Source organism: Rhizobium sp. BK491, from assembly GCF_014194925.1.
GTDB lineage: Bacteria > Pseudomonadota > Alphaproteobacteria > Rhizobiales > Rhizobiaceae > Rhizobium.
Genome location: NZ_JACIAR010000009.1, coordinates 35,422 through 57,043 on the forward strand (window position 1 = coordinate 35,422; position 21,622 = coordinate 57,043).

At 57.7% G+C, this 21,622-nt stretch carries 16 protein-coding genes; 11 read left to right on the top strand and 5 right to left on the bottom strand.

The window, feature by feature from the left end; genetic code table 11:
* Positions 1-27: 27 nt before the first annotated feature.
* Positions 28-999 carry a nitrilase family protein gene (locus FHX05_RS26175; protein WP_183875498.1) on the bottom strand — a complete coding sequence of 324 codons (972 nt, stop codon included), beginning with the start codon at positions 997-999 and terminating at the stop codon, positions 28-30.
* Between the two features lie 90 nt (positions 1,000-1,089).
* Between FHX05_RS26175 and FHX05_RS26180 the strand changes: the two genes are divergently transcribed.
* From FHX05_RS26180 to repC, 4 genes are all read left to right on the top strand, one after another.
* Entirely contained in the window at positions 1,090-1,995 is a 906-nt protein-coding gene (locus FHX05_RS26180; protein ID WP_183875501.1) for a LysR family transcriptional regulator, read from the top strand.
* Between the two features lie 875 nt (positions 1,996-2,870).
* The gene (repA, locus tag FHX05_RS26185) at positions 2,871-4,094 is read left to right on the top strand and encodes a plasmid partitioning protein RepA (protein WP_183875503.1); all 1,224 of its coding nucleotides are present in this window, start codon (positions 2,871-2,873) and stop codon (positions 4,092-4,094) included.
* Complete coding sequence (gene repB, locus FHX05_RS26190; protein WP_183875504.1) at positions 4,091-5,125, top strand: plasmid partitioning protein RepB; 1,035 nt, start codon at positions 4,091-4,093, stop codon at positions 5,123-5,125. Before repA ends, repB begins: the two co-directional genes overlap by 4 nt.
* Before the next feature lie 186 nt (positions 5,126-5,311).
* Positions 5,312-6,535: a plasmid replication protein RepC gene (gene repC, locus FHX05_RS26195; RefSeq protein WP_183875506.1), complete on the top strand. Its 1,224-nt coding sequence runs from the start codon at positions 5,312-5,314 to the stop codon at positions 6,533-6,535.
* Between the two features lie 917 nt (positions 6,536-7,452).
* Here the strand turns inward: repC and FHX05_RS26200 are convergent.
* From FHX05_RS26200 to FHX05_RS26210, 3 genes are all read right to left on the bottom strand, one after another.
* Complete coding sequence (locus tag FHX05_RS26200; RefSeq protein WP_183875509.1) at positions 7,453-7,950, bottom strand: HIT domain-containing protein; 498 nt, start codon at positions 7,948-7,950, stop codon at positions 7,453-7,455.
* Positions 7,951-8,562: 612 nt separating this feature from the next.
* The gene (locus FHX05_RS26205; RefSeq protein WP_183875511.1) at positions 8,563-10,284 is read right to left on the bottom strand and encodes a penicillin-binding protein 2; all 1,722 of its coding nucleotides are present in this window, start codon (positions 10,282-10,284) and stop codon (positions 8,563-8,565) included.
* Positions 10,285-10,561: 277 nt separating this feature from the next.
* Positions 10,562-11,806, bottom strand: a complete 1,245-nt coding sequence (locus FHX05_RS26210; RefSeq protein ID WP_246699110.1) for an MFS transporter — start codon at positions 11,804-11,806, stop codon at positions 10,562-10,564.
* A 616-nt stretch (positions 11,807-12,422) separates the two neighbouring features.
* On the opposite strand from FHX05_RS26210, the gene FHX05_RS26215 reads away from it, so the two are divergent.
* The 7 genes from FHX05_RS26215 to FHX05_RS26245 all read left to right on the top strand — a co-directional run bounded on the left by FHX05_RS26215 (position 12,423) and on the right by FHX05_RS26245 (position 20,256).
* Positions 12,423-13,559 carry a transporter substrate-binding protein gene (locus tag FHX05_RS26215; RefSeq protein WP_183875515.1) on the top strand — a complete coding sequence of 379 codons (1,137 nt, stop codon included), beginning with the start codon at positions 12,423-12,425 and terminating at the stop codon, positions 13,557-13,559.
* Positions 13,556-14,137, top strand: coding sequence for an ANTAR domain-containing protein (locus tag FHX05_RS26220; protein ID WP_183875517.1), 582 nt, complete (start codon positions 13,556-13,558; stop codon positions 14,135-14,137). The genes FHX05_RS26215 and FHX05_RS26220 overlap by 4 nt, the downstream gene beginning before the upstream one ends.
* Positions 14,137-14,985: an ABC transporter permease gene (locus tag FHX05_RS26225; protein WP_183875519.1), complete on the top strand. Its 849-nt coding sequence runs from the start codon at positions 14,137-14,139 to the stop codon at positions 14,983-14,985. The genes FHX05_RS26220 and FHX05_RS26225 overlap by 1 nt, the downstream gene beginning before the upstream one ends.
* Positions 14,985-15,905 (top strand): ABC transporter permease, encoded by a 921-nt coding sequence (locus tag FHX05_RS26230; RefSeq protein WP_183875521.1) that lies wholly within the window; start codon positions 14,985-14,987, stop codon positions 15,903-15,905. The genes FHX05_RS26225 and FHX05_RS26230 overlap by 1 nt, the downstream gene beginning before the upstream one ends.
* Positions 15,906-15,931: 26 nt before the next feature.
* Complete coding sequence (locus tag FHX05_RS26235; RefSeq protein WP_183875523.1) at positions 15,932-17,551, top strand: ABC transporter substrate-binding protein; 1,620 nt, start codon at positions 15,932-15,934, stop codon at positions 17,549-17,551.
* 81 nt (positions 17,552-17,632) lie between these two features.
* Positions 17,633-18,577, top strand: a complete 945-nt coding sequence (locus FHX05_RS26240; protein ID WP_183875525.1) for an acetamidase/formamidase family protein — start codon at positions 17,633-17,635, stop codon at positions 18,575-18,577.
* Positions 18,574-20,256: an ABC transporter ATP-binding protein gene (locus tag FHX05_RS26245; protein ID WP_183875527.1), complete on the top strand. Its 1,683-nt coding sequence runs from the start codon at positions 18,574-18,576 to the stop codon at positions 20,254-20,256. The genes FHX05_RS26240 and FHX05_RS26245 overlap by 4 nt, the downstream gene beginning before the upstream one ends.
* Before the next feature lie 134 nt (positions 20,257-20,390).
* On the opposite strand, the gene FHX05_RS26250 is transcribed toward FHX05_RS26245, so the two are convergent.
* Positions 20,391-21,509, bottom strand: a complete 1,119-nt coding sequence (locus FHX05_RS26250) for a serine hydrolase domain-containing protein (protein ID WP_183875530.1) — start codon at positions 21,507-21,509, stop codon at positions 20,391-20,393.
* Between the last annotated feature and the right edge of the window lie 113 nt (positions 21,510-21,622).

A 21,622-nucleotide genomic window follows, 5' to 3' on the forward strand; every position in this document is an offset into this window, starting at 1 on the left:
ACCACGGCCAGCCATATGGAATCTACCCTACCCGCTGGTGCGGGTAGACGCTTGCGAGTAACGCGCGTCCATGGGTGCGAGGCCGTTGGCATTGGGTTGTGTCAGGATACCATAGAGCTCCGGGCGGCGGCCTCTTATCCAGCGCTGGCCCGTACACTTGTCGAGCAAGGCCAGATCGATTTCAGCGCTCACCCTCGCATCGGCGGCGGCCCAGGTTTCTGCCAGGATGCGCCCATAAGGATCGAGGATCATGGCATTGCCGGTGCGCACCTCGTCTTCATCCTGTCCGACGCCATTGCTGAAGACGAGGAACATTCCATTGTCGTGGGCGCGCGACGGCAGCCAGCGCATGAACCACTCCCGGCCGTTCGGACCTCGAAATTCAGCCTCGATCGCCTCGGGGTCTTCGTAGCGATTGATCCATTTTTCGACCGGTATCCGCTTCAGCCCGTGCGGACTAACCGAATGGCCGCCGCCGGCCTGATGCGGCGCGATCAGCAATTCGGCACCAAGCAGCGCCGTGGCGCGCGCGTTCTCGATCAGATTATTGTCCCAGCAGATCAGGATGCCGGCACGAATTCCCCAAGGTGTGTCGAAGACCGTGAAGGCATCGCCGCTAGAAATGAGGCGATGCTCCCAGGCATGCAGTTTGCGATGGCAATGGATGTGTCCGTCCGGCATGCAGACCGCATAGCTGTTATAGAGCTTTCCATTTTCACCCAGCTCGAGGAAGCCGGCGCCGATCGCGATGCCCTTCTCCCGCGCCAGGGCAGCTACTCGACTGATCGAGGGACCGGAGAGCGGCTCCGCCAGCGTCTGCAGCGCGGGACCATCGAGCTTGGGAACATGCCAATATCCACAGATGCACATTTCGGGAAAGACGACGAGCTGATTATCAGCCTGAACGGCTTCTTCCGTGAAATGCTCTATACGCGAGAGATTGTAGGCCTTGTCATTGGCCCGATGCTGAAACTGTACGGATGAAATTTTGAGCGTCATGTCGATTGCTCCGTTCGTCATGAGCCCATTTGACCACGCGCCATCTCTTTCGTAAAATGACTTTATCGATTAAAATTATTCCTGGACAGAATGGAAATAAAGCTCCTCCGATCCTTCATTCAATTGATCGACACCGGCCACTACGGCAAGGCTTCGGCAAAATTGTTCGTCACCCAGTCGACCCTGACCAAGCAGATTCAGGCTTTGGAAGCTGCAATGGGCGGAGCGTTGTTCGAGCGCGGCCGCCATGGCGCCAAACTGACGCCTCTCGGAGAACTTCTGCAGCGCGAAGCACGTCCGCTTCTCCAATTGAACGACGACGTCGACAGGAAGATGCATCGCGCGATAGCCGGCCTTAGCGGATATCTTGATATCGGATTTGGAATATCGACACTTGCCGTCGCACCACGGCTGATCGCCGGTTTTCGTGCGGCGACACCGGATTGCAGCATCACGCTCAACGACCTGCCATCGCGGGAACAGCATCAGCGCCTGCTCGACGGCCGGCTCGATATCGGTTTCTGCCGGGCGCCGGAGGACGATCGCGGCTTGGCTTTCATGCCCGTCGTCGAAGAGCATCTAGCCTTGGCGCTTCCAAGTGGGGTGACCATGCCGGCCCAGGATCGGCTGGCGGAGCTGAATGAGCTTGGATTTGTCGCACTTTCGCCGTCGCGCGGACCGGGACTGGATGACCAGATCAGGCGCTGGTGTTCTCTTGCCGGTTTCGAGCCTCGCGTCGCCCAATATGCCGACGACATACTGACCGTGCACGCCATCGTTTCTGCCGGCCTGGGCGCGGCATTCCTGCCTTGGCATGGCGTGCGGGCATTGGCGGGGTCCGTGCGCACGCAATCTCTCTCAGGACCGGAATCAAAATGGCCGGTAGGAATCTGCTGGCATCGCAAACATACGAGCCCCCTGTTAGCCGGCTTTGTAGATCATGTAACGAAGAATCTGGAATTCGACCACCCAGCCTCCGAGTGGCAATCGGGATAAAGGCCTAGCTTGCATCGGTATTCTGCGATGCAAGCGATCGCTCTCGTTGCCGGCAATGGGGGTTGTGCATCCAACCCCGTTCTCCGAAAGACGCTAAACAAGAACCTGCCCGACGTCGTCGTCGGACGGTTCAAGCGCCCTGATGCTCAAAACGAACCATGCAGCCAAAGCATAGTCGGCATACCCAGCACCGCCACTGCGATCATCACTGAAACTGCCATCTTGATCGCTTTGATGCGCCGTGTCCTGACGCCGCTCCAATCATAGCTCAAAGTTACTAACCCTCACAAATCATTAATGATTCGCAAACTAGGGCCGATCCAACTTTCGACAAGGGAAGGCGGTGATTCGTCCACAGCCGATATTTCAACGTCCGTTATGTGAAACTTGTCCAGCCTTTATCCATGGCAGGCGTACAGCTGCGCGGGGGGCAACAAAAGACGGCAGAGCCTGATCTGCTCAACGCTCCAGGCATGCCGAACGGCTATATGCTCGCCGCCTGCACTTGTGCCATGATCGCTGAAAGGGAAAGCCGGAGATCCTGCGTGAGAGCATCCGCACGAAGCCGACTCACACAGCCCCATTCGGTGATTCCCGTTGTCGAAATCGTTACAATCTTAGCCGGATAGAGATCGGCAGATCGGTGGCAACGACATTATGCAATCAAAAGCGTAAGCCTTCATCCGCAGCTATTTCCAGCAGGTGGCTGCAGAAAGTGCAGGAAAGACAGCGCGTTAAACGGCCCGGCCAAAGTCCTGGCTGTCACACGCTGACCGTTCATTATCCGTTAATCTCTGGACGGCCTGACAGAATCGTGTTCTATGTTCTGGCGGGCAAATGTCGGCAAACCGGCGACAGGCCGCCAAGAGGGATAAATGGCGATAGCGAACCGCACGGAGACAATAGCTCCTTCAAAGGAAAATGCAGCCAGTAAAATCGCGCGGCACGCAACCGTACTGTCTGGTCAGCTCCAGCAGCTCAGAACGCGTATGTATCCGCCGAAATCCGAGAAGATGCTGCGCCAGTTCCTGACCAATGAAGTGTCAAAGCTCACGTCTATCCCGGATTCGACATTGAAGCTGATGTCGAGTGAAGGCCGCGGTCCTGTTCCCAGCCGGTTGGAGAACAATCACCGGGTCTATACGCTTGCCCAGATCAACGAATTGCGGGAACTGTTTGCCAAGCAGAAGCCTACGGAAGCGCTTCGCTTCCTGCCTCGGCGCCGACCGGGCGAACATCTGCAGGTCATGGCGATTGCCAACTTCAAGGGTGGCAGCGCCAAGACGACGACCTGCGTTCATCTCGCGCATTATCTTGCGCTGCATGGCTATCGCGTGCTTGCCCTCGATCTCGATCCGCAGGCATCGCTTTCGGCCATGTTTGGCGCGCAGCCGGAAATCGATGTCGGCGCCAACGAAACCATCTATGCGGCACTTCGATATGAGGCGGCCGAAAGGCGTTCCATCCGCGAGATCATTCGCAAAACCTATTTCGACGGCATTGACCTTATTCCAGGCAACTTGGAGGTCATGGAGTATGAGCACGAGACCCCTCGCGTCCTGGCCCAAAAATCCGGCTCCGGCGTGATCTTCTTCGAGCGGCTTAAGCTAGCGCTGGCGGAAGTCGAAAGCGATTACGACATCGTCATCCTCGACACGCCGCCGTCGCTCGGATTTCTGACCCTCAGCGCTATTTATGCCGCAACGAGCATGATCATCACGGTACATCCGGCCATGCTGGACGTGGCATCGATGAGCCAATTCCTCCTCATGATGGGCGACCTGATCAGCGTGCTCAACGAAAGCGGTGCGCAGCTCGATCATGATTTCATTCGCTATCTGGTAACGCGTCACGATCCGAACGATGCGCCACAGTCCCAGGTCGTTGCGATGCTGCGTCATCTCTTCGGCACTGATGTCTTGTTGCCGACGGCGATAGAGAGCACCGCAGTCGAGGCCGCCGGACTTGCAAAGCGCTCCCTCTACGAGCTGGAAATGGGGCAGATCGGCCGAGATACGCACAAGCGCGCGCGTGAGGCCGTCGACGCCGTCAACGAGGCGATCGTGCAACTCATCAATGCAAGTTGGGGACGTGGATGAGCAAAAGCCCGAGAAAATCCATCGTCGCCAGTTTCGGTCTGCTCTCAGCGGAGTTGGAAAGTAGCGAAAACAAAACGGATTCATCGCCGCCGGCCCCTGCCCCCGCGCAAGCCGGCCGTGTCGGTGCCGGTGTGATCGGGGCCGCGCATCGGGCGATCGGTGACATACGCGCCGAGCGTGACCGGCTGCGTGCCATTGTCGAATCCGGCGAAGGCTGGATACAGGACCTCGATCCTCAGGTGATCGATGCTTCTCCTTATCCGGATCGCCTGCCTGACGATGATCCTCAGGATTTCGAGAGATTCAAGCGTTCCATTGAGGAAGAGGGCCAAAAGGTTCCGATCCAGGTTCGACGGCATCCCTCTTCAAGCGATCGATATCAGGTCGTTTACGGCCATCGCAGATGGCGGGCTGCTCTAGAGCTCGGTCGCACCGTCCGTGCCATAGAAGTCGAGATTTCCGATCTCGATCTCGTTCTGGCGCAGGGCATCGAGAATGCCAGCCGGCAGGACCTGACATGGATCGAACGCGCCTTGTTTGCCTCGCGCATGGATGATGCGGGCATCAAGGCGCGCCACATCTATGCGGCTCTCTCGATTGAGGATGCGGAACTTGCGCGAATGCGGAGTGTCTATCGCGCAATTCCGGCAGATATCATTGAAGCGATCGGCAGGGCTCCGAAGATTGGCAGACCGCGTTGGCTGGATCTGGCGAAGGCCATATCCGCAGCCCCGAATGCTCTTGATGTGGTGCGCGCCGCTCTCTTGGATGCAAACAGGGCCAATGAAACCTCTGACCAGCGCTTTCAGGTGGCGCTGAAGGCAATCAGGCCTCCGTCTGAGCCGCGCAACACGCAAATTGCGATTTCCGATACATCCGGAACTAGGTTGGGTGTGTTCATGACCTCCCCTCGGGAAGTTCGAATTTCTGCCGAGGGCAAACTGGGTACGGAATTCGTGAGATTTATCGAGGAGGAGTTGCCCGATCTTGTCGAGCGCTTCACTCGTTTCAGAAACAAACGCAACCCCTGACAGCTGTCAGGGTTTTCTGATTGGAAAGGAAACTAGCAAAAGAAAAAAGGCCCCCAAACGTTGCCGTCGTGGAAGCCTTCTCTTCAATGTAGCAGCTGAAGAATCGCATTTCCCCGAATCACAGTCAAGAGTTTTTGGCACCGTTTTTGGTGATCGTATTTCTTTTGCCTCTTGAAGGTGAAGAAAATGCAGAACGGAAGTGTGACGACGCCCTTTGGGCGGCGGCCGATGACGCTTGCCTTAATGAGACGGCAGGTCGCCACGTCCGCGATCGAACCAAACAAGACGGCCGATAAATGGAAAGTCTTTCGAGACATATCCGAAGCACGAGAAAAGCTCGGTCTGCAGGATCGCAGCTTGGCGGTACTCGACGCGTTGCTGAGTTTTTATCCCGACAATGAACTTCGTCAGGACGCCAAGCTCATCGTCTTTCCCTCCAATACGCAATTGACCTTACGAGCCCATGGCATTGCAGGCGCCACGCTTCGCAGGCATCTGGCATTTCTCGTAGAGGCTGGCCTGATCGTTCGCAAGGATAGCGCCAATGGCAAGCGCTATGCGAGAAAAGGCCGAACAGGCGAGATCGAAAACGCATTCGGCTTCGATATCTCACCGCTGTTGTTGCGCGCCGAAGAGCTTGCAATCATGGCTCAACAGGTCGTGGCAGATCGGATCACCTTTCGGCGGGCCAAGGAGAGCCTGACAATTTGCCGGCGCGACGTCCGTAAACTGATTGCGGCGGCTATCACGGAATGCGTCGAGGGCGACTGGCCTCGGATCGAAGAAACCTATAGCGCCCTCCTCGCGCGCATTCCTCGCTCCCCGACGATGTCTGAGGTCACCTCTATTCTCAGTGATATGGAGCTACTGCGCGGCGAAATCATCAACCTGCTGGAAAAACAGCAAAAAATTGGAAATTATAGCACCAATGATGCCCATGGTGAGCGCCACATAAAGAATTCGAATCCCGAATCCTTTAATGAACTTGAACCAGGCTTTCGAACAAAGTTGGAAGCAAGATCTCGGAAAACGGACGAGCGACAAAAAGAGCCGATGCGCATCTTCCCGTTAGCTCTCGTGCTGAAGGCATGCCCCGAAATTAGCTCCTATGCCCCTGCAGGCGTGATCAGCAATTGGCGAGATCTCATGTCTGCAGCCATCGTGGTACGATCGATGCTGGGTGTCACGCCCTCGGCCTATCAGCAGGCTTGCGAGACGATGGGGCCGGAAAATGCCGCCGTGACGATGGCCTGCATTCTCGAGCGATCAGGACATATCAACTCAGCCGGTGCTTATCTACGCGATCTTGCGGGCAAGGCAAAACGCGGCGAATTTTCACTTGGTCCGGTACTTATGGCGTTGCTTCGCACAAACGCGGGGTACGGCGATATCTTGTTAGAAGTTTCATGACATATCAGATCGGCTTGCTGAGATGCGCCGGTTCCGAGACACCAACGGTACGCGATCGGAATGAGCCTTCGGGTCAACACAGGAAAGAGGCCCCAGGATATACATCCTCTTGTGCGCTATGGCTGCGGCAAGCCATTCAGCTTTGGCCATCGAACCTTGCCGACGGCCAAAGCTGCACATTGGGTTAACGGCAGATGCGCTCCTTGCGAACCACCCAATGGCCATGAACCCTATGCTTTACGGTTTTTACAAAGCAATTGTGGTGATGACGATGAAATGGAGCCGCCTGGGAGGGAGCGCTGACGGCAACGACCGAAGCCAGGGCGATGGCAGTAGAGAGAAGCAGGCTTTTCATGTGAAACCTCATAAGCATTGGGGGTGATGCTGCGTGTTTACGCATGACTTTGATGACCGATTAAGGCTTAACCGAAAATGAATAGCACCCTTACGATTTTGTAATGAACTTTAGCGGCAGCAACTCGCTCGACGAATTTTCGAAAGGGGTAGAATCGAGCTTCAGAGATTAGATCCCGGTTTAATCGACAATACGCAGTGCATTATGTCTCATCATTATTCCAGTGAGATAGAGTCATTGGAACGGTCATGCACGAATGTGGGAATGGAACCGCGAATAACTGCGCTCGGATTACTCGCTCAGAGGCTATTTCCCCTCTGCTGAAGAAAAAATCGGCGCCAATGGGTGCACATCTCGCGGTCGATAAAAAGTTCAGTTAACGCGATATGGCTTATGGAAGCTAATGCCCATATAGCTTCGGGATTAGAAATTTTCGCTGAGAAATCTGGCAGTTAGACGGTGCTGAATTCGGGTATGAACAGCGAGATATTCCGCTTGTTTTGTGATGTATAGCAAGACACGGGAGGGAATAGTCAAGCAAATTGTCGTTCAGCAACATCCTTCAGATAGCCCGCAAACGGAGACGTATTGTCTTGCGTAGAAGGTCGATTGCTTCGGAAACGGTCGGTCCTTGGATAGGAGGCGGCAGCGCACGTTCGCAGAACTCCCGCCAGACGAACAGGGTTAGTTCGGCGCCGTCCGTTTCGCTTTCCTCCTCCCCTTCCGTAAATTGCCCGAGGAGCCGATATCGGGCGTCTCGCCAGAACAGTTTCTCGACCCACTCATAGATAGGAATGATATGGAAATGAAAAGCGAGTCCGGAGCTGTGACCATAGCGCCCGATATAGACGCGCGGAACGCGGAGCTCCTCCTTCAGGGCAGCTTGAAACAGCGCCAACAACGGACCGATTTCGCGCAAATCGTCATCGGATAAGTCTGACAGATCATCTGCAGATCTCTTCGAGGCAACGACAAGATAGCCGGGGAGGGCAGAGTTCGCGCGATGACTAACAACCCATCCGTCGGTTTCAGCGATGAAAAACTGTGAAGCGGGCCTCATTTCGGCTCTCCTGTTCCTGCGATTGTTCGCCGGCTATTTTTACCCCGCGCCTAGCGCAAAAGCGGTGTGGGATCCGGTGAGCATGAGCCGACCCCCCTTTATTGGGCTGAATGAAGGGGCAGACAGTATGGTCCACTCCATTTGCAAATCTTGCTGGGCGCCCGGCAGATTACACCGAGGAAACAGATGGCGGTAACGATATGATGTGAAGTTCTCTAGCGTTGACGGCACCTCAAAGTCGTTTGTGGCGGCTTCGGAAAAGCTCTCTCCAGTTTTCGCGCTCACAACAAAACCCTGACAGCTGTCAGGGTTTTCCAATAGGCGGACGTGGGAGGCGGTATGGAAAGATCTACCCTGCGTAAGGCGACGGGTCGGAAGACAACATATGTCATGCTGCCTATCAATAAGCTTGGACCGTAAACCCTGACAGCTGTCAGGGTTTTGATTGTACGGGATTCCTAGCATTGGGGCGCTATGCGGCGGAGCAGAAACCTGGTCAGCCTTGCCAGGACGATTTCGGCGGGAAGATAAACCGCAGGCTGAATCACGCGGGCGGGCCGCCATTTTATCCCGCGTGGCTGCAGCCGCGACGCTTCAGAGCGAGCGTGATCCTTAATATGCGGCCAGCAGGTTCGATCCGAAATCCGGCTCGACACCGAGCAGTGGCGCGGCGTGGGCAATAATATCGTGAACCATGGGAGCTGCCGTTTCGGCAGCAAGATTCAGGTTGTGCACACCCGTCAACGGCTGGTCGATGAAGGCCAGCACTACGTATTTCGGGTTATCCATGGGGAATGCTGCGAGGAATGAATTGAAACTGAGCTTGTGCGAATAGACGCCGTGAATGACCTTGTTTGCGGTACCGGTCTTCCCGCCGACATGATAGCCGGGAACGTCGGCCGCTCGGCCCGTGCCCTGCTCGCCATTCAGCCGGAAGAGGTAACGTATCGTATCGCTGGTGCTTTTCTTAACGACCATCGTTTCGGTCTTCTCCGCCTCCTCCTGCGTGCGCGGAAGAAAGGACGGCTCGATCAGTTTGCCGCCGTCGATGAGGGCTGCGCCAGCAACGGCAGTCTGCATCGGTGTCGTGGCGACGCCGTGGCCAAAGGCAATGGTTATGGAGTTGAGCTTCTTCCAAACCTTTGGCTGGCTCGGCGCTTTCACCTCAGGCAGTTCCGTCTGCATTTTCGACAGCAGACCGAAGCGGGTCAGGTAGCTCTTCTGGATGGTCATGCCCACCTTGTCCATCATTTTGGCCGTGCCGATGTTGGACGAATAACGGAAGATTTCCGGGATCGACAGGACACGCCGCGGCACGTCGCGATCGTCATGGATGGTGAAGCCGCCGTAGTGCAGGGGAGAGCTGGCGTCGAAGGTGTCCGTCAGCTTGACCGTGCCGGTATCGATGGCCATCGCGATCGAGAAGGTCTTGAAAACCGATCCCATCTCGTCGGTGCCGTTCGACATGCGGTTCAGCCAGCCTTTGACATCAGTCTGCGGATCGTTTGGATCGAAGTCGGGTGCCGAAGCCATGGCTAGGACTTCGCCGGTGTGGATGTCGAGAATGACGGCGCCGGCCGCCTGACTCTGGTAGCGGCCGATCGCATCCGACACCACGTCGTGGACGATGTTCTGAACGCGCAGGTCGATCGAAAGCCGCACGGGCTCCAGTTGGTCGCGGCTCGTCAGGCCCGTCGATGCGAGATCCGACAGGCCCTGCATGTCGAGATATTTCTCCATGCCGGCAACGCCGTGGTTGTCGATGTCGACATAGCCGAGAATATGGGCAGCGGTTCGTCCGCCCGGATAGAAGCGCTTGACCTCAGGCCGAAATCCGATCGCCGGAATGCCGAGCGCCAGGATTTCGCTCTGTTCCTTCGGCGTCAGCTGCCGGCGCAGCCAGGCAAAATGCGAGCGGCGATCAGCAAGCTTCTTATAAAGGGATTTGCGGTCGATATCGGGAAAGATCGAGGCGATTTTTTCCACTGCCTCGTCCGGATCGATTACACGGTTGGGCTCGGCAAACATCGAAACTGTGCGGATATCCGTTGCAAGCAATTCGCCGTTTCTGTCGACGATATCGGGACGCGCGGCGCTGACATGATCCGGAGGAATTGCCGAGGTGTCGGTCCTCGACTCCATGTCGAAATAGGTAAGCCTGGCGAAGATCGCCACATAGCAGACGAGCAGCCCACCCGCGAGCATCATGATGCGCGCTTTGGCAAGTTTCGCCTGGCCCGTCGCGCGCACCGGCGGGCGCTCGCGGCCCCCAGGACCAAAGGTGATTCTGATGAGGCGGCCGCTATTTGCGCCGAGTGCGTGGATGATCGACATGAACGATAATTCGCAAAAACTGGGAGGGCGGGTTTGCCTCTCGATTAACAATCTTTAAACGCAAGATGGTTAACAGGAGTCTAATCATAAGCTCCCATTACCATCCTCGTGCGTGAAAGAGAGTGCACCAAGCGGACTTCCGACCGGCAAGTGATAAAGTGGAAATGCTAGTGGGAAGGACACTTTCTAAAAAGCGACGATTGGCGTCCGGAGGACGACAGTATGTTCAGGCGCCTACAGTAGTATGCGAGGCAGATTTGGGGACTGGTAGCCCCCTCTACGTGGCGTCTACCCCTTCATCTCTCGTTCCCATACACCGTCTTGCAATGAGCAACGAACATGCCAGAAAGGCCGTGGCATAGCCGCTGATCAAATATGGTGTGGATATCCCAGCCATCTCCGCCAGCGCTGCTCCAAGCGGTGGAGCGGTCATCATCGCTACCGCACTAAGTCCCTCGCCTACCGCGGCAACGCGCCCCAAAAGCTCAAGCGGTGTCTCCCTCTGTAGAACCACGCGGTAAGGGACAAAAAAGCCGGCGCTGGCCAAACCTGTGGCAAATAGGAGTGCGCAAAAACTTACGGCAGACATCTCGATATCGCCGCGTCCGACGTGGCCCATCGCGGCAATTAACAGTCCCCCGACAAGGCCTGAACCGATCATCAGCTGAAAAGGATCGCGCCGCGCGAAGAACTGTCCCAGAAGCAAAGCGCCAATTACTCCGCCGGTTCCTGCGGACGCAACGGAGGCTCCGAGCAAGGCGCTCGAAAGCCCGATCTCCTTGACCAGGAGTGCGATCAGCCCGTCGTAAAGGAAGATTAGAAAATAGCCGAGAACCATAGCCACAATGGCGGTAGCCAGGACTGGCTTGCGGCGAATATGTCTCAGTCCGTCGGCAAATTCCTCGCCAAATTTTCCCTTTGTGGTTCCACTGCGATCTGCGCGCAAACCACCGGGCAAGCCCAAGAGAATCATGGCTGCGATCAGGGACAGACCCGCGTTCACCAAGAAAATCTGCTGCAGGTCGAGAAATACCGTCAGAATTCCACCCAAGGCCGGGCCGATAATCTTGGTGAGCTGATTGATGACGTGGCTGAGACTATTTGCCGCCAACAATCGATCAGGGGTCGTAAGAAGTGGAAGTGCGGCCTGCTTTGCCGGCGTGAACAAAGCGTCGGCACTGGATTTGATGACGACGCATCCGAGGAGCACAACGAGATTTGGCGCTAGAACAAATGCCGCCGTTGAAATGGCGCGTATGAGGTTACTCGCTACCAGCAGCGTTCGTTGATCCGCGCGATCCACCAGAACGCCAACGGCGGGGGCGAGAACAACATAGGGTAACGCTAGCGCCAATGTTAAACTTGCAACCCCTATAGGTCCAAGCTGCCATTGGAATGCCACCAACGCGTTCAACGCCACGAAGTCCAACCAATCGGCCAAATCGGAAGGGATCTGGGCGAGGAGTAGTCGTCGCAGTTTCGGCACGGTGAGCGGCGCGAGGCTATCAGGGCACCGATGCATTGCGACCGCGGTTAATATCGAACCTCGTCATGGAGCCTCTTCGTTACTCACCTCAAGCATCTGCTCTACCACACCACGGATTATGATCGAGGATGGGGAATGGCACAATTGCCGATCTAGCGACGCCGCCCCCAAATCCGCTCTTTTTACCTTTGAGTGCCAGTATCATACCTCAATGCAAGACCTGTTAATAGATTGAAGTATATATATAATTTCTCGATATGGAAGTATAATCCATGATAGTTTCCGCCTGTGATTTTGCGCGGTATCGAGCAGATTATTGCGAGGCTCCGGGCGTCAACCAAAATTATGGACTCGACGAAAGAGGGCTCTGCTTGCATTGTCATCTTCCCCGAGGCGATCTTGTTTCTACAGAAGGCCCGCTGGCGGAAACGGCGGAGATCGATTTCTGCGGCTTCGAAAATTTTACAGCCCTCAATTCGCTATCGCTATCAACTTGACAAAGCCAAGGTGACCGTATTTTAATCACGCTCAAGATATGAGCAAATATGCTCGTTTTATTAACATGACTTCGATTGTCGAAGGGCAATAGCGCCCCCACAACGTCCCGGTTTCCGGGAAATGCGTTGTGGGGTTTTTTGTTTTGGGAGATGCGATGCAGACCGCCGTGAAGATCGGCATTCTCTACTCGACCACCGGGCCATACGGTTTGTTGGGGCGCGAGGCTCAACTTGGCGCCGAATTTGCCCTTCACGATTATCGCCGCAATGGTGGCCGCAAGGCGGAGCTCGTCTTCTTCAATCCGCATGCAGATCTGGCCGCCTATCTCGAGGGCGCGCGCAGCTTGATGCGTGACAGCGGTTGCCGGCATATCATCGGCACGATCACATCCGCCGCCCGCAAGGAAGTCATTCCGCTTGTCGAGAAGCATGACGGCCTGCTGTGGTACATGTGTCCGTACGAAGGGTTCGAAGCGAACGAAAACGTCATCTACATCGGTGCCTGCCCCAATCAGCATCTCATCCCGCTATTCGAACATCTCATTCCGCGTCACGGGTCACGGCCTTATCTCGTGGGCGCCAATTATGTCTGGGGCTGGGAGATGAACCGGCTCGCCCGCGAGCTGATCGTCAATGCAGGCGGAACGATCCTCGGTGAACGCTATCTGCCGCTTGAAGAAACCGCCGTCGAGCGCATTGTCGCCGATATTGCTGAGAAGCGGCCGAGTTTCATTCTCAACAACCTGATCGGCCCTTCGAGCTATGCTTTTCTGGCTGCGATCGCCGAACTCGGGAAACGCGACCCGGCGTTCCTGCCGGAAAATTGCCCGGTCGCCAGCTGCGACCTGACCGAATGCGAGCTGACGGATATTGCCGGCGGCGCCGTCGGCCAACTTTCAGCGCTTTCCTATTTCGATGGCTTGGACACCAGCGAAAACATCGCCTTCAAGTCCCGTCTGAAAACATGGAGGCCGGAGATCGGCAAGATCTCGACCATCTTTGCCAGCTCTTACACCGCCGTCGCCCTTTGCATCGCCGCAATCGAAGCATCAGGCAGCGACGACCCCTTGATGGTACGGCAAGAGGTCGTTTCGCGCTCCTGGCCATCGGTGCTTGGCAACCTGGTGGTTGATCCGACGACGAACCACGCCGCGCTCCCCTTCTATCTCGGGCGTATCAACGCCCAGCATGGATTCGATCTGATCGCTTCTGAGCCGGCCATTCCCGCCGATCCCTACCTGATCACGATCAGACAGAAGCCGACACGGCATCTACGGGTGGTGCAGTCATGAACGGCACACCCAATTTCGCCGGCTGGCATGTCACGCTCCTTGCGGAAGACGATACCAATACAGAGAGGCTGAACCGCCAGCTGATCGTTCTCGGCATGCGGGTGAACCGCCAATGGAAGCCAATCCCGGCCAACGACCTACCGAATCTGGTCGTCGTCGACGTCGATCGTGGTTGGGATGAGTTGATCCCATGGAGCGGCGACAAACCGTTGCGTCCCGTCGTTGCCGTGCTCGGTTCGGAAGCGCCCGCCCGTATCGCCTGGGCCCTGCGCCAGGGTGCCGGCGCCATCATTCAAAAGCCGGTGACGGCATCTGCCGTCTTTCCAGCACTTGTGCTGGCGGTGTCCATTCATGAAGAACGTCTGACCACAGCAGGGCGTATCGCCCATCTGGAAGAGCGTCTGAAACTGCGACCGGTCGTCTTCACCGCAATCGAACGGCTCAAGGCCGAGCGCAAGGTCGATGACGAAGGCGCCTATGCGATCTTGAGAAATTGCGCCATGCGCCGGCGTCTTCCGGTCGAACAAATCGCCGCCTTCTTCCTGGTCGGCTCCGAGACACTCTCCGAGGTCGGTTAATGCGGATATTCAAGGAACTTTGCCGACAACCCGCAGGGCTGTTCGGCATCATCATTGTGGTGACCGTCGTCACCATGGCGATCGCGGCGCCGTGGCTTGCGCCGTTCGACCCCGACAATCAGATGTTCGATGGCCTGACCCTGGAAGGAGCGCCTATACCGCCCGGCGGGCAATTCCTGCTTGGCACCGACACGCTCGGCCGCGACCTGTTTTCGAGGCTGCTGTTCGGCGCGAGGACGTCCCTGGTCATCGGTCTCGTCGCCAACGGAGTCGCCGTGACGATTGGCCTTTTCGTCGGCATCATGGCCGGCTATCTGCGCGGTTGGGGCGGCAGTCTGCTGATGCGCTTCACCGATCTGATGACGGCCTTTCCCGCCCTTTTGCTCGCCATTGTGCTTGCCGCAATCCTGAAGCCCAGCCTTTGGATCGTCGCTATGGTCATTGCGCTTGTGAACTGGGTGCAGGTGGCTCGCATCGTCTACACCGAAACGCGCGCACTGGTGAAACGCGACTTCATCATGGCCGAACGGGCGCTCGGCGCCGGCCATGCGCGCATCGTTATCCTGCACATATTGCCGCATCTCGTGCCGACCGCCATCGTCTGGGGAACGCTCGGCATCGCAACGACCGTTCTTCTGGAAGCGACACTATCCTTCCTAGGCGTCGGGGTGCAGCCGCCGCAACCATCCTGGGGCAATATCATCTTCGAAAGCCAAAGCTATTTCCAGGCGGCCCCCTGGCTCGTCTTCTTCCCCGGCGCGGTCATTCTGCTGACGGCCCTCGCTTTCAATCTGGTCGGTGACGCGCTGCGCGACATTCTCGATCCGACCCAGAGGGGCAGAGGCTGATGCTGAACGTCCTTGCGCGGCGTCTCGTTCAATCGGCGCTCATTCTTCTCGGCGTCGCCGCCATTACCTTCATTCTGCTCTACGCGCTACCGGCCGACCCGGCGCGCATGATCGCCGGCCGCAGCGCCACCCCGCAGACAGTTGACAATATCCGCCGCGAACTTGGTCTCGACCAGCCGCTGCCGGCGCAATTCATGCACTATCTGAAGGGCCTGCTGCAGGGGGATCTCGGCCGCTCCTATGCGCAGAAAACACAGGTCACCACCCTCATCCTGGCCCGCCTGCCGGCGACGATCACCTTGATGGCGGCAGGCATCTTCGTGGAAGTGCTGCTTGGCCTGACGCTCGGGATCATCGCGGCGCTCGATCGCGGCGGCCCGACCGACCGGCTCGTCATGGCGTCGGCCTTCGTCGGCGTGTCTGCGCCGCAATTCGTCGTGGCATTGTTTCTGCTTTATCTCTTTGCGGCCACGCTGGGCTGGTTCCCGATGAGCGGCTACGGCAGCTTCTCGAACATCGTGCTGCCGGCGGCCACGCTTGGCCTTCTTGGCGCCGGCTGGTATGCCCGCATGGTCCGTTCCGCCATGATCGATGTGCTGAACCAGGATTTCATCCGCACCGCACGCGCAAAAGGCTTATCGGGGCGGCGCATCATCCTGCGCCATGCCCTGCCGAACGCCATCCTGCCGATCATTGCCATGATCGGCATCGACATCGGCCAGTTCATGGGCGGTGTGGTGGTGGTCGAGGCCGTCTATGGCTGGCCGGGCATCGGCCAGCTGGCCTGGCAGGCGATCCAGCAAGTGGACATTCCCATCATCATGGGGGTTACGCTCACTTCTGCGCTCGCCATTATTCTCGGCAATCTGGCCGCCGATCTTATCGCGCCGCTCATCGATCCACGCATTCGTTCGCATTGAATCACACCAAGAAGGGGAACTAACCTATGTTCAAAAGCTGGTTACTCAGAACGACCACGGCTGCCATGCTGGTCCTCACGCCGCTGGTCGGCCATGCCTCCGATCAACCGACTGAGGGCGGCAGTATCACCGTTACCTATAAGGACGATATCACCACGCTCGACCCGGCCGTCGGCTACGACTGGGTGAACTGGTCGATGATCAAGAGCCTGTTTTCCCGTTTGATGGATTACGAACCGGGTACGGCAAAGCTCGTCCCGTCGCTGGCCGAAAGCTTCACCGTTTCCCCGGACGGCCTGACCTACACCTTCAAGCTGCACAAGGGTGTGAAGTTCTCGAATGGACGCGAGATTGTCGCTTCGGACGTCAAATACTCTATCGAGCGTGCGGTCAATCCGAAGACGCAGGGTCCCGGTGCCGGCTTCTTCGGCGCGATCAAGGGCTATGAGGACATGGCCGCCGGCAAGGCCGACATTCTTCCGGGTATCGAAGCCCCGGACGCAGATACGGTCGTTTTCCATCTGAGCCGCCCGGATGCGACCTTCCTGCATGTGCTGGCAATCAATTTCGCTTCCGTCGTGCCGAAGGAAGCCGTGGAGGCCGCAAATGGCGACTTCGGCAAGAAGCCAGTCGGCTCCGGCACCTTCATCCTCAAGGACTGGACCATCGGCCAGAAGCTCGTCTTCGAGCGTAATAAGGACTACTTCGCCAAAGGTCTTCCGCATGTTGACAGCTTCACGGTCGAAGTCGGACAGGAGCCGCTCGTCGCGCTCCTGCGACTGCAGAAGGGTGAAGTCGATATCGTCGGCGATGGCATTCCGCCTGCAAAATTCCTGGAGATCAGGAGCTCTCCGGACGGCGCGAGGATGATCGTCGATGGTGAGCAGCTGCATACCGGCTACATTACGCTCAACACCAAGGTGAAGCCGTTCGACAATCTAAAGGTTCGCCAAGCAGTTAACATGGCCGTCAACAAGGATCGCATTACGCGCATCCTCAATGGCCGCGCCACGCCGGCAAATCAGGTTCTGCCGCCGCTGATGCCGGGCTATGACAAGTCGTTCCAGGGCTTTGCCTACGACGCGAAGAAGGCAAAGACGCTGCTTGCCGAGGCCGGCTATCCCGATGGCTTCTCGACCGTGCTCTACTCGACCAATACCGACCCGCAGCCGCGCATCGCGCAGTCGATTCAGCAGGATCTGGCTGCAATCGGCATCAAGGCCGAGGTTCGCGCTCTTGCCCAAGCCAATGTCATCTCTGCCGGCGGAACAGAAGGCGAAGCGCCGATGATCTGGTCGGGCGGCATGGCCTGGATCGCCGACTTCCCCGATCCGTCCAACTTCTATGGCCCCATTCTCGGTTGCTCCGGTGCCGTTCCGGGTGGCTGGAACTGGTCGTGGTACTGCAACAAGGCCCTGGACGAACGCGCCGTTGCCGCCGACTCCATGTCGGATCCGGCCAAGGTAGTCGAGCGCCAGGCAGCCTGGGGCAAGATCTTCACCGACATCATGGCCGATGCTCCCTGGGTACCCGTCATGAACGAGCGCCGCGTGGTTGCCAAGTCGCTGCGCATGGGCGGATCTGGCAATGTCTATGTCGATCCGACTCGCGTCATCAACTATGACGCGATCTTCGTGAAGCAATAAGCCAAGAAGACGACCAATTCGCCTCCCCCGCTACGCGGGGGAGGCGGGCCAAAGCCAGCGGAATTGAACTCGGAGACCATCATGTGCATCGCCTGCACTCACACTATTCATCGCGCGCAGCATAATTTCGGCTGGAATAAGGACTTTCCGCCGGCCCTGACAGCAAAGCCCGGCGAAACCATCCTGTTCGAATGCATGGATTCATCGGGCGGTCAGATGGGCGCGGACGCGACGCTGGAAACGCTCGTCAATCTCGACTTTGCCAAGATCAATCCCGTCTCCGGTCCGGTCTATGTGGAAGGCGCCAAGCCCGGCGACGCCCTTAAGGTGACGATCCGCAAATTCCACCCGATCGGTTACGGCTGGACGGCAAATATTCCGGGCTTCGGACTTCTGGCCGACCAGTTCAAGGACCCGGCGCTGCATGTCTGGAAGTATGATAGCGTCACCATGGCACCTTCAGCGTTCGGTCCGGGCGGTCGCGTGCCCCTGAAGCCGTTTACGGGAACGATCGGCGTGGCACCGGCAGAACCTGGCCTCCACTCCGTTCTTCCGCCCCGTCGCGTTGGCGGCAATTTGGACATCCGCGATCTGACGGCGGGCGTCACGCTCTATCTGCCGATCGAAACGGAAGGCGCACTTTTCTCCGTCGGCGACACGCACGCGGCGCAGGGCGACGGCGAAGTTTGCGGCACGGCCATCGAAAGCCAGATGAATGTCGAATTGACGCTCGATCTGGTCAAGGGCGCCAACCTCCAGACCCCGCGCTTTACGACCACCGAACCCGTCACGCGACATCTCGATGGCGCCGGCTACGAAGTGACGACCGGTATCGGCCCTGATCTGATGACCGGTGCGAAGGAAGCCGTCATGCGCATGATCGACCTGCTCGCGGCCGAGCATGGCCTCAATCCGGTCGATGCCTACATGCTCTGCTCGGTTTGCGGAGATCTGAGGATCAGCGAAATCGTCGATGTGCCGAATTGGGTTGTTTCCTTCTATTTTCCAAGGATTGTCTTCGCGTGAGCAATCGAAGCGCCCGTTCAGCCGTTCTCTCCGTCCGTAACCTGAGCGTCGATGCTAGAACGCCGGAAGGGTTGAAGCGCATTCTTGATGATGTGAGCTTCGACCTTGAACCCGGCAGGACGCTTTGTCTTGCGGGCGAGTCGGGATCCGGGAAATCGGTGACCTCCCTCTCGATCATGGGCTTGCTTCCCAAGGCTTCGCTGAAGGTCGCAGCGGGCGAGATCCTGCTGGAGGGCCGCAATATCGTCGGCATTCCGCACCGCGCCCTGCGGCAGATTCGTGGCGGTGAGGTGGCGATGATCTTTCAGGAGCCGATGACCTCGCTCAATCCGGTCATGACGATCGGAGCGCAACTCGTCGAGGCCATCCGCGAGCACCAGGCAGACACCGCCGACGATGCCGCAAAGATCGCCAAGTCCATGCTCGATGCCGTCCATATCAACGACGCCGCCAAGCGCTTGACCCAATATCCCCACGAGCTCTCCGGCGGCATGCGTCAGCGTGTCATGATCGCCATGGCCCTGTCGTGTCGTCCAAAAGTGCTGATCGCCGACGAGCCGACTACCGCGCTTGACGTCACGGTACAGGCGCAGATCCTGACGCTGATGCGCGAGCTTCGCGACGAATTCAACACGTCGATCCTGCTGATTACCCACGACATGGGCGTCGTTGCCGAAATGGCCGATCGCGTTGCGATCATGCAGCATGGGCGCATCGTCGAGCAGGGCGATGCGCTCGATGTCTTCGGCAAGCCCAGCCAGGCCTATACGCGCGAGCTGCTGGCCGCAGTGCCGCGCCTCGGTACCCATGCCGGCACGGATGAACCGCCGCGCGTTTCAAATGCTTCTGTCGTGGTTACGCCGGCCACGCCAATCGTCGAAGTCGAGAAGCTGAGCGTAACCTATGGCGGCAAGAGGGGATTGTTCGGCAAGGCCAAGACCGCCGCGCCCACGGTCAATGAAGTGTCCTTCACGATCAAGGCCGGCCAGACGCTCGGGCTGGTGGGCGAGAGCGGATCGGGCAAATCCACCACGGGCAAGGCCATCCTCAATCTCATCGGCTTTGCGGGAAGCGTGAAGATCGAGGGCCGCGAGGTTCATGGGCTCTCGGGCGCTAAAATGCAGCCGGTGCGCCGCGCCGCGCAGATGATCTTTCAGGATCCCTATGCTTCACTGGATCCGCGCATGAGCATCGGTTCTGCGATCGCGGAGCCGCTGGTGATCCACAATGTCGGCAATGCATCCGAGCGCAAGGATCGCGTCGCGGCGCTATTGAAGCGCGTCGGCTTAACGGCGGATGCCGCAAGCCGCTATCCACACGAGTTTTCGGGCGGGCAGCGCCAGCGCATCTGCATCGCGCGCGCATTGGCGCTCGAACCGAAGCTGATCGTTGCCGATGAGAGCGTGGCCGCGCTCGACGTTTCGGTACGCGCACGCGTTCTCGATCTGATGCTCGAGCTCCAGGAACAGATGGGGCTTGCCTATCTCTTCATTTCGCACGACATGGCCGTCATCGAGAAGATGTCGCATCACGTCGCCGTGATGCGTAGCGGCAAAATCGTGGAAATGGGCACACGCCGGCAGGTGTTCGAAAACCCAAGCGACGATTACACGCGAAACCTGATGGCTGCCGTTCCGATCCCGGATCCAGCTTACTATCGCCAGGCACGCCGACGCTGATCATTTTCCCGACCGTCGGCGGTCTTCCGTAGCGGAAATCTCGTTAAAGCGGCTGCTTTGCGTGGGGCAGCTCCGGCTCCAGCATCTCGGGCAAGTTTTGAGGCACAGAAGTCACCGGGAAGGTGCGGCAAACATCAAGCGGCGCAGATCTCTCGTGCGATATCTCGCGGATAGGCTCCAAGGCAGCCCTCTACCGCTGTGTTGGACATGATTGCAGCAGAAATACCTTTCACAGGATCGATGAACCAACTGTGTCCATAGACGCCGCCCCATGTTACCGATCCTTTCGACATCGGAGACTCTGCCAAAACCGGGTCCTGGATGACCGCGCCCAAAAAAGAAAATCCCTGTCCTGGTTCGCCTGGGCGTGGAATGTCATCTATCTGGTTGAGGAGTGCCGCTTTCGCCGTCTCAGACTTCAAGATGGGGGCCCCGCCTTGGCGGATGGTTTCAAGAAAGGAGATCAGATCCGGTGCCGTCCCCACCATACCAGCGCCACCGGACTGGAAAGCCGTTGGGTTGAACAGCCGGGTTGGCGCAAAGGTCAGCAAGTTGCCATCATCGTCCGGGACTAGATGATGGTCACTCATTCTAACAGCTTTGGGATCGCCATCGGCATAGGGTGTAGCAAGTCGCCGGGGATCACTGACTGAGAAACCCGTGTCGCTCATCCCGAGCGGTCCGGTTACATGACGACGCACCGCTTCATCGAGGCTACACCCTTCGATCTGCGCGATGACCGCTCCAAGAACATCGATGGCGATCGAGTAAGACCAAAGTGTGCCCGGCACTGCCAGCAGCGGGAAGGTCGATAGCCGGCTGAAGTTCTCCTGGAAATCGAGGTCTGTATCGGAAAGGCCGCTATTGAACATCCGCTCCGGTGGCGTGGTTTTGGGGTCTGCCCCATAACTGAGGCCTGCTGTATGAGTGAGCAGGTGTTTGATGGTGATATCGGCTATTTTCCCATCTGGCTGTCGGGGCCGGAAATAGGGAAGATAATCTCGCACGAGGCTGTCAAGGGCTAGCCGACCTTTATCGATAAGAGCCAGAGCAGTCGCTGCTACGAGTGGTTTGGTCACCGACGCCAGCCGGAATATGGTTCGGGTTTCAATGGGCTTTTCTATTTCGCGATCGGCATAACCGGCCGCACGGCTATAGACGGTTTCTCCATCCCTAACGACAATTACGACAGTGCCGACGATCTTGCCGGCACTGATCGCCCTCTCCACGACCGCGTCGATCCGCATCTTCATCGCAATCATCCTCCAATGGTGCCGAGTAGCCAAGAGCAGGACTACTCATGCAGCTGATGTTCCACAAGGCGTGGGAATGGGAAAGTCGATCTCTTGCGCTAGTCTTGATCGGC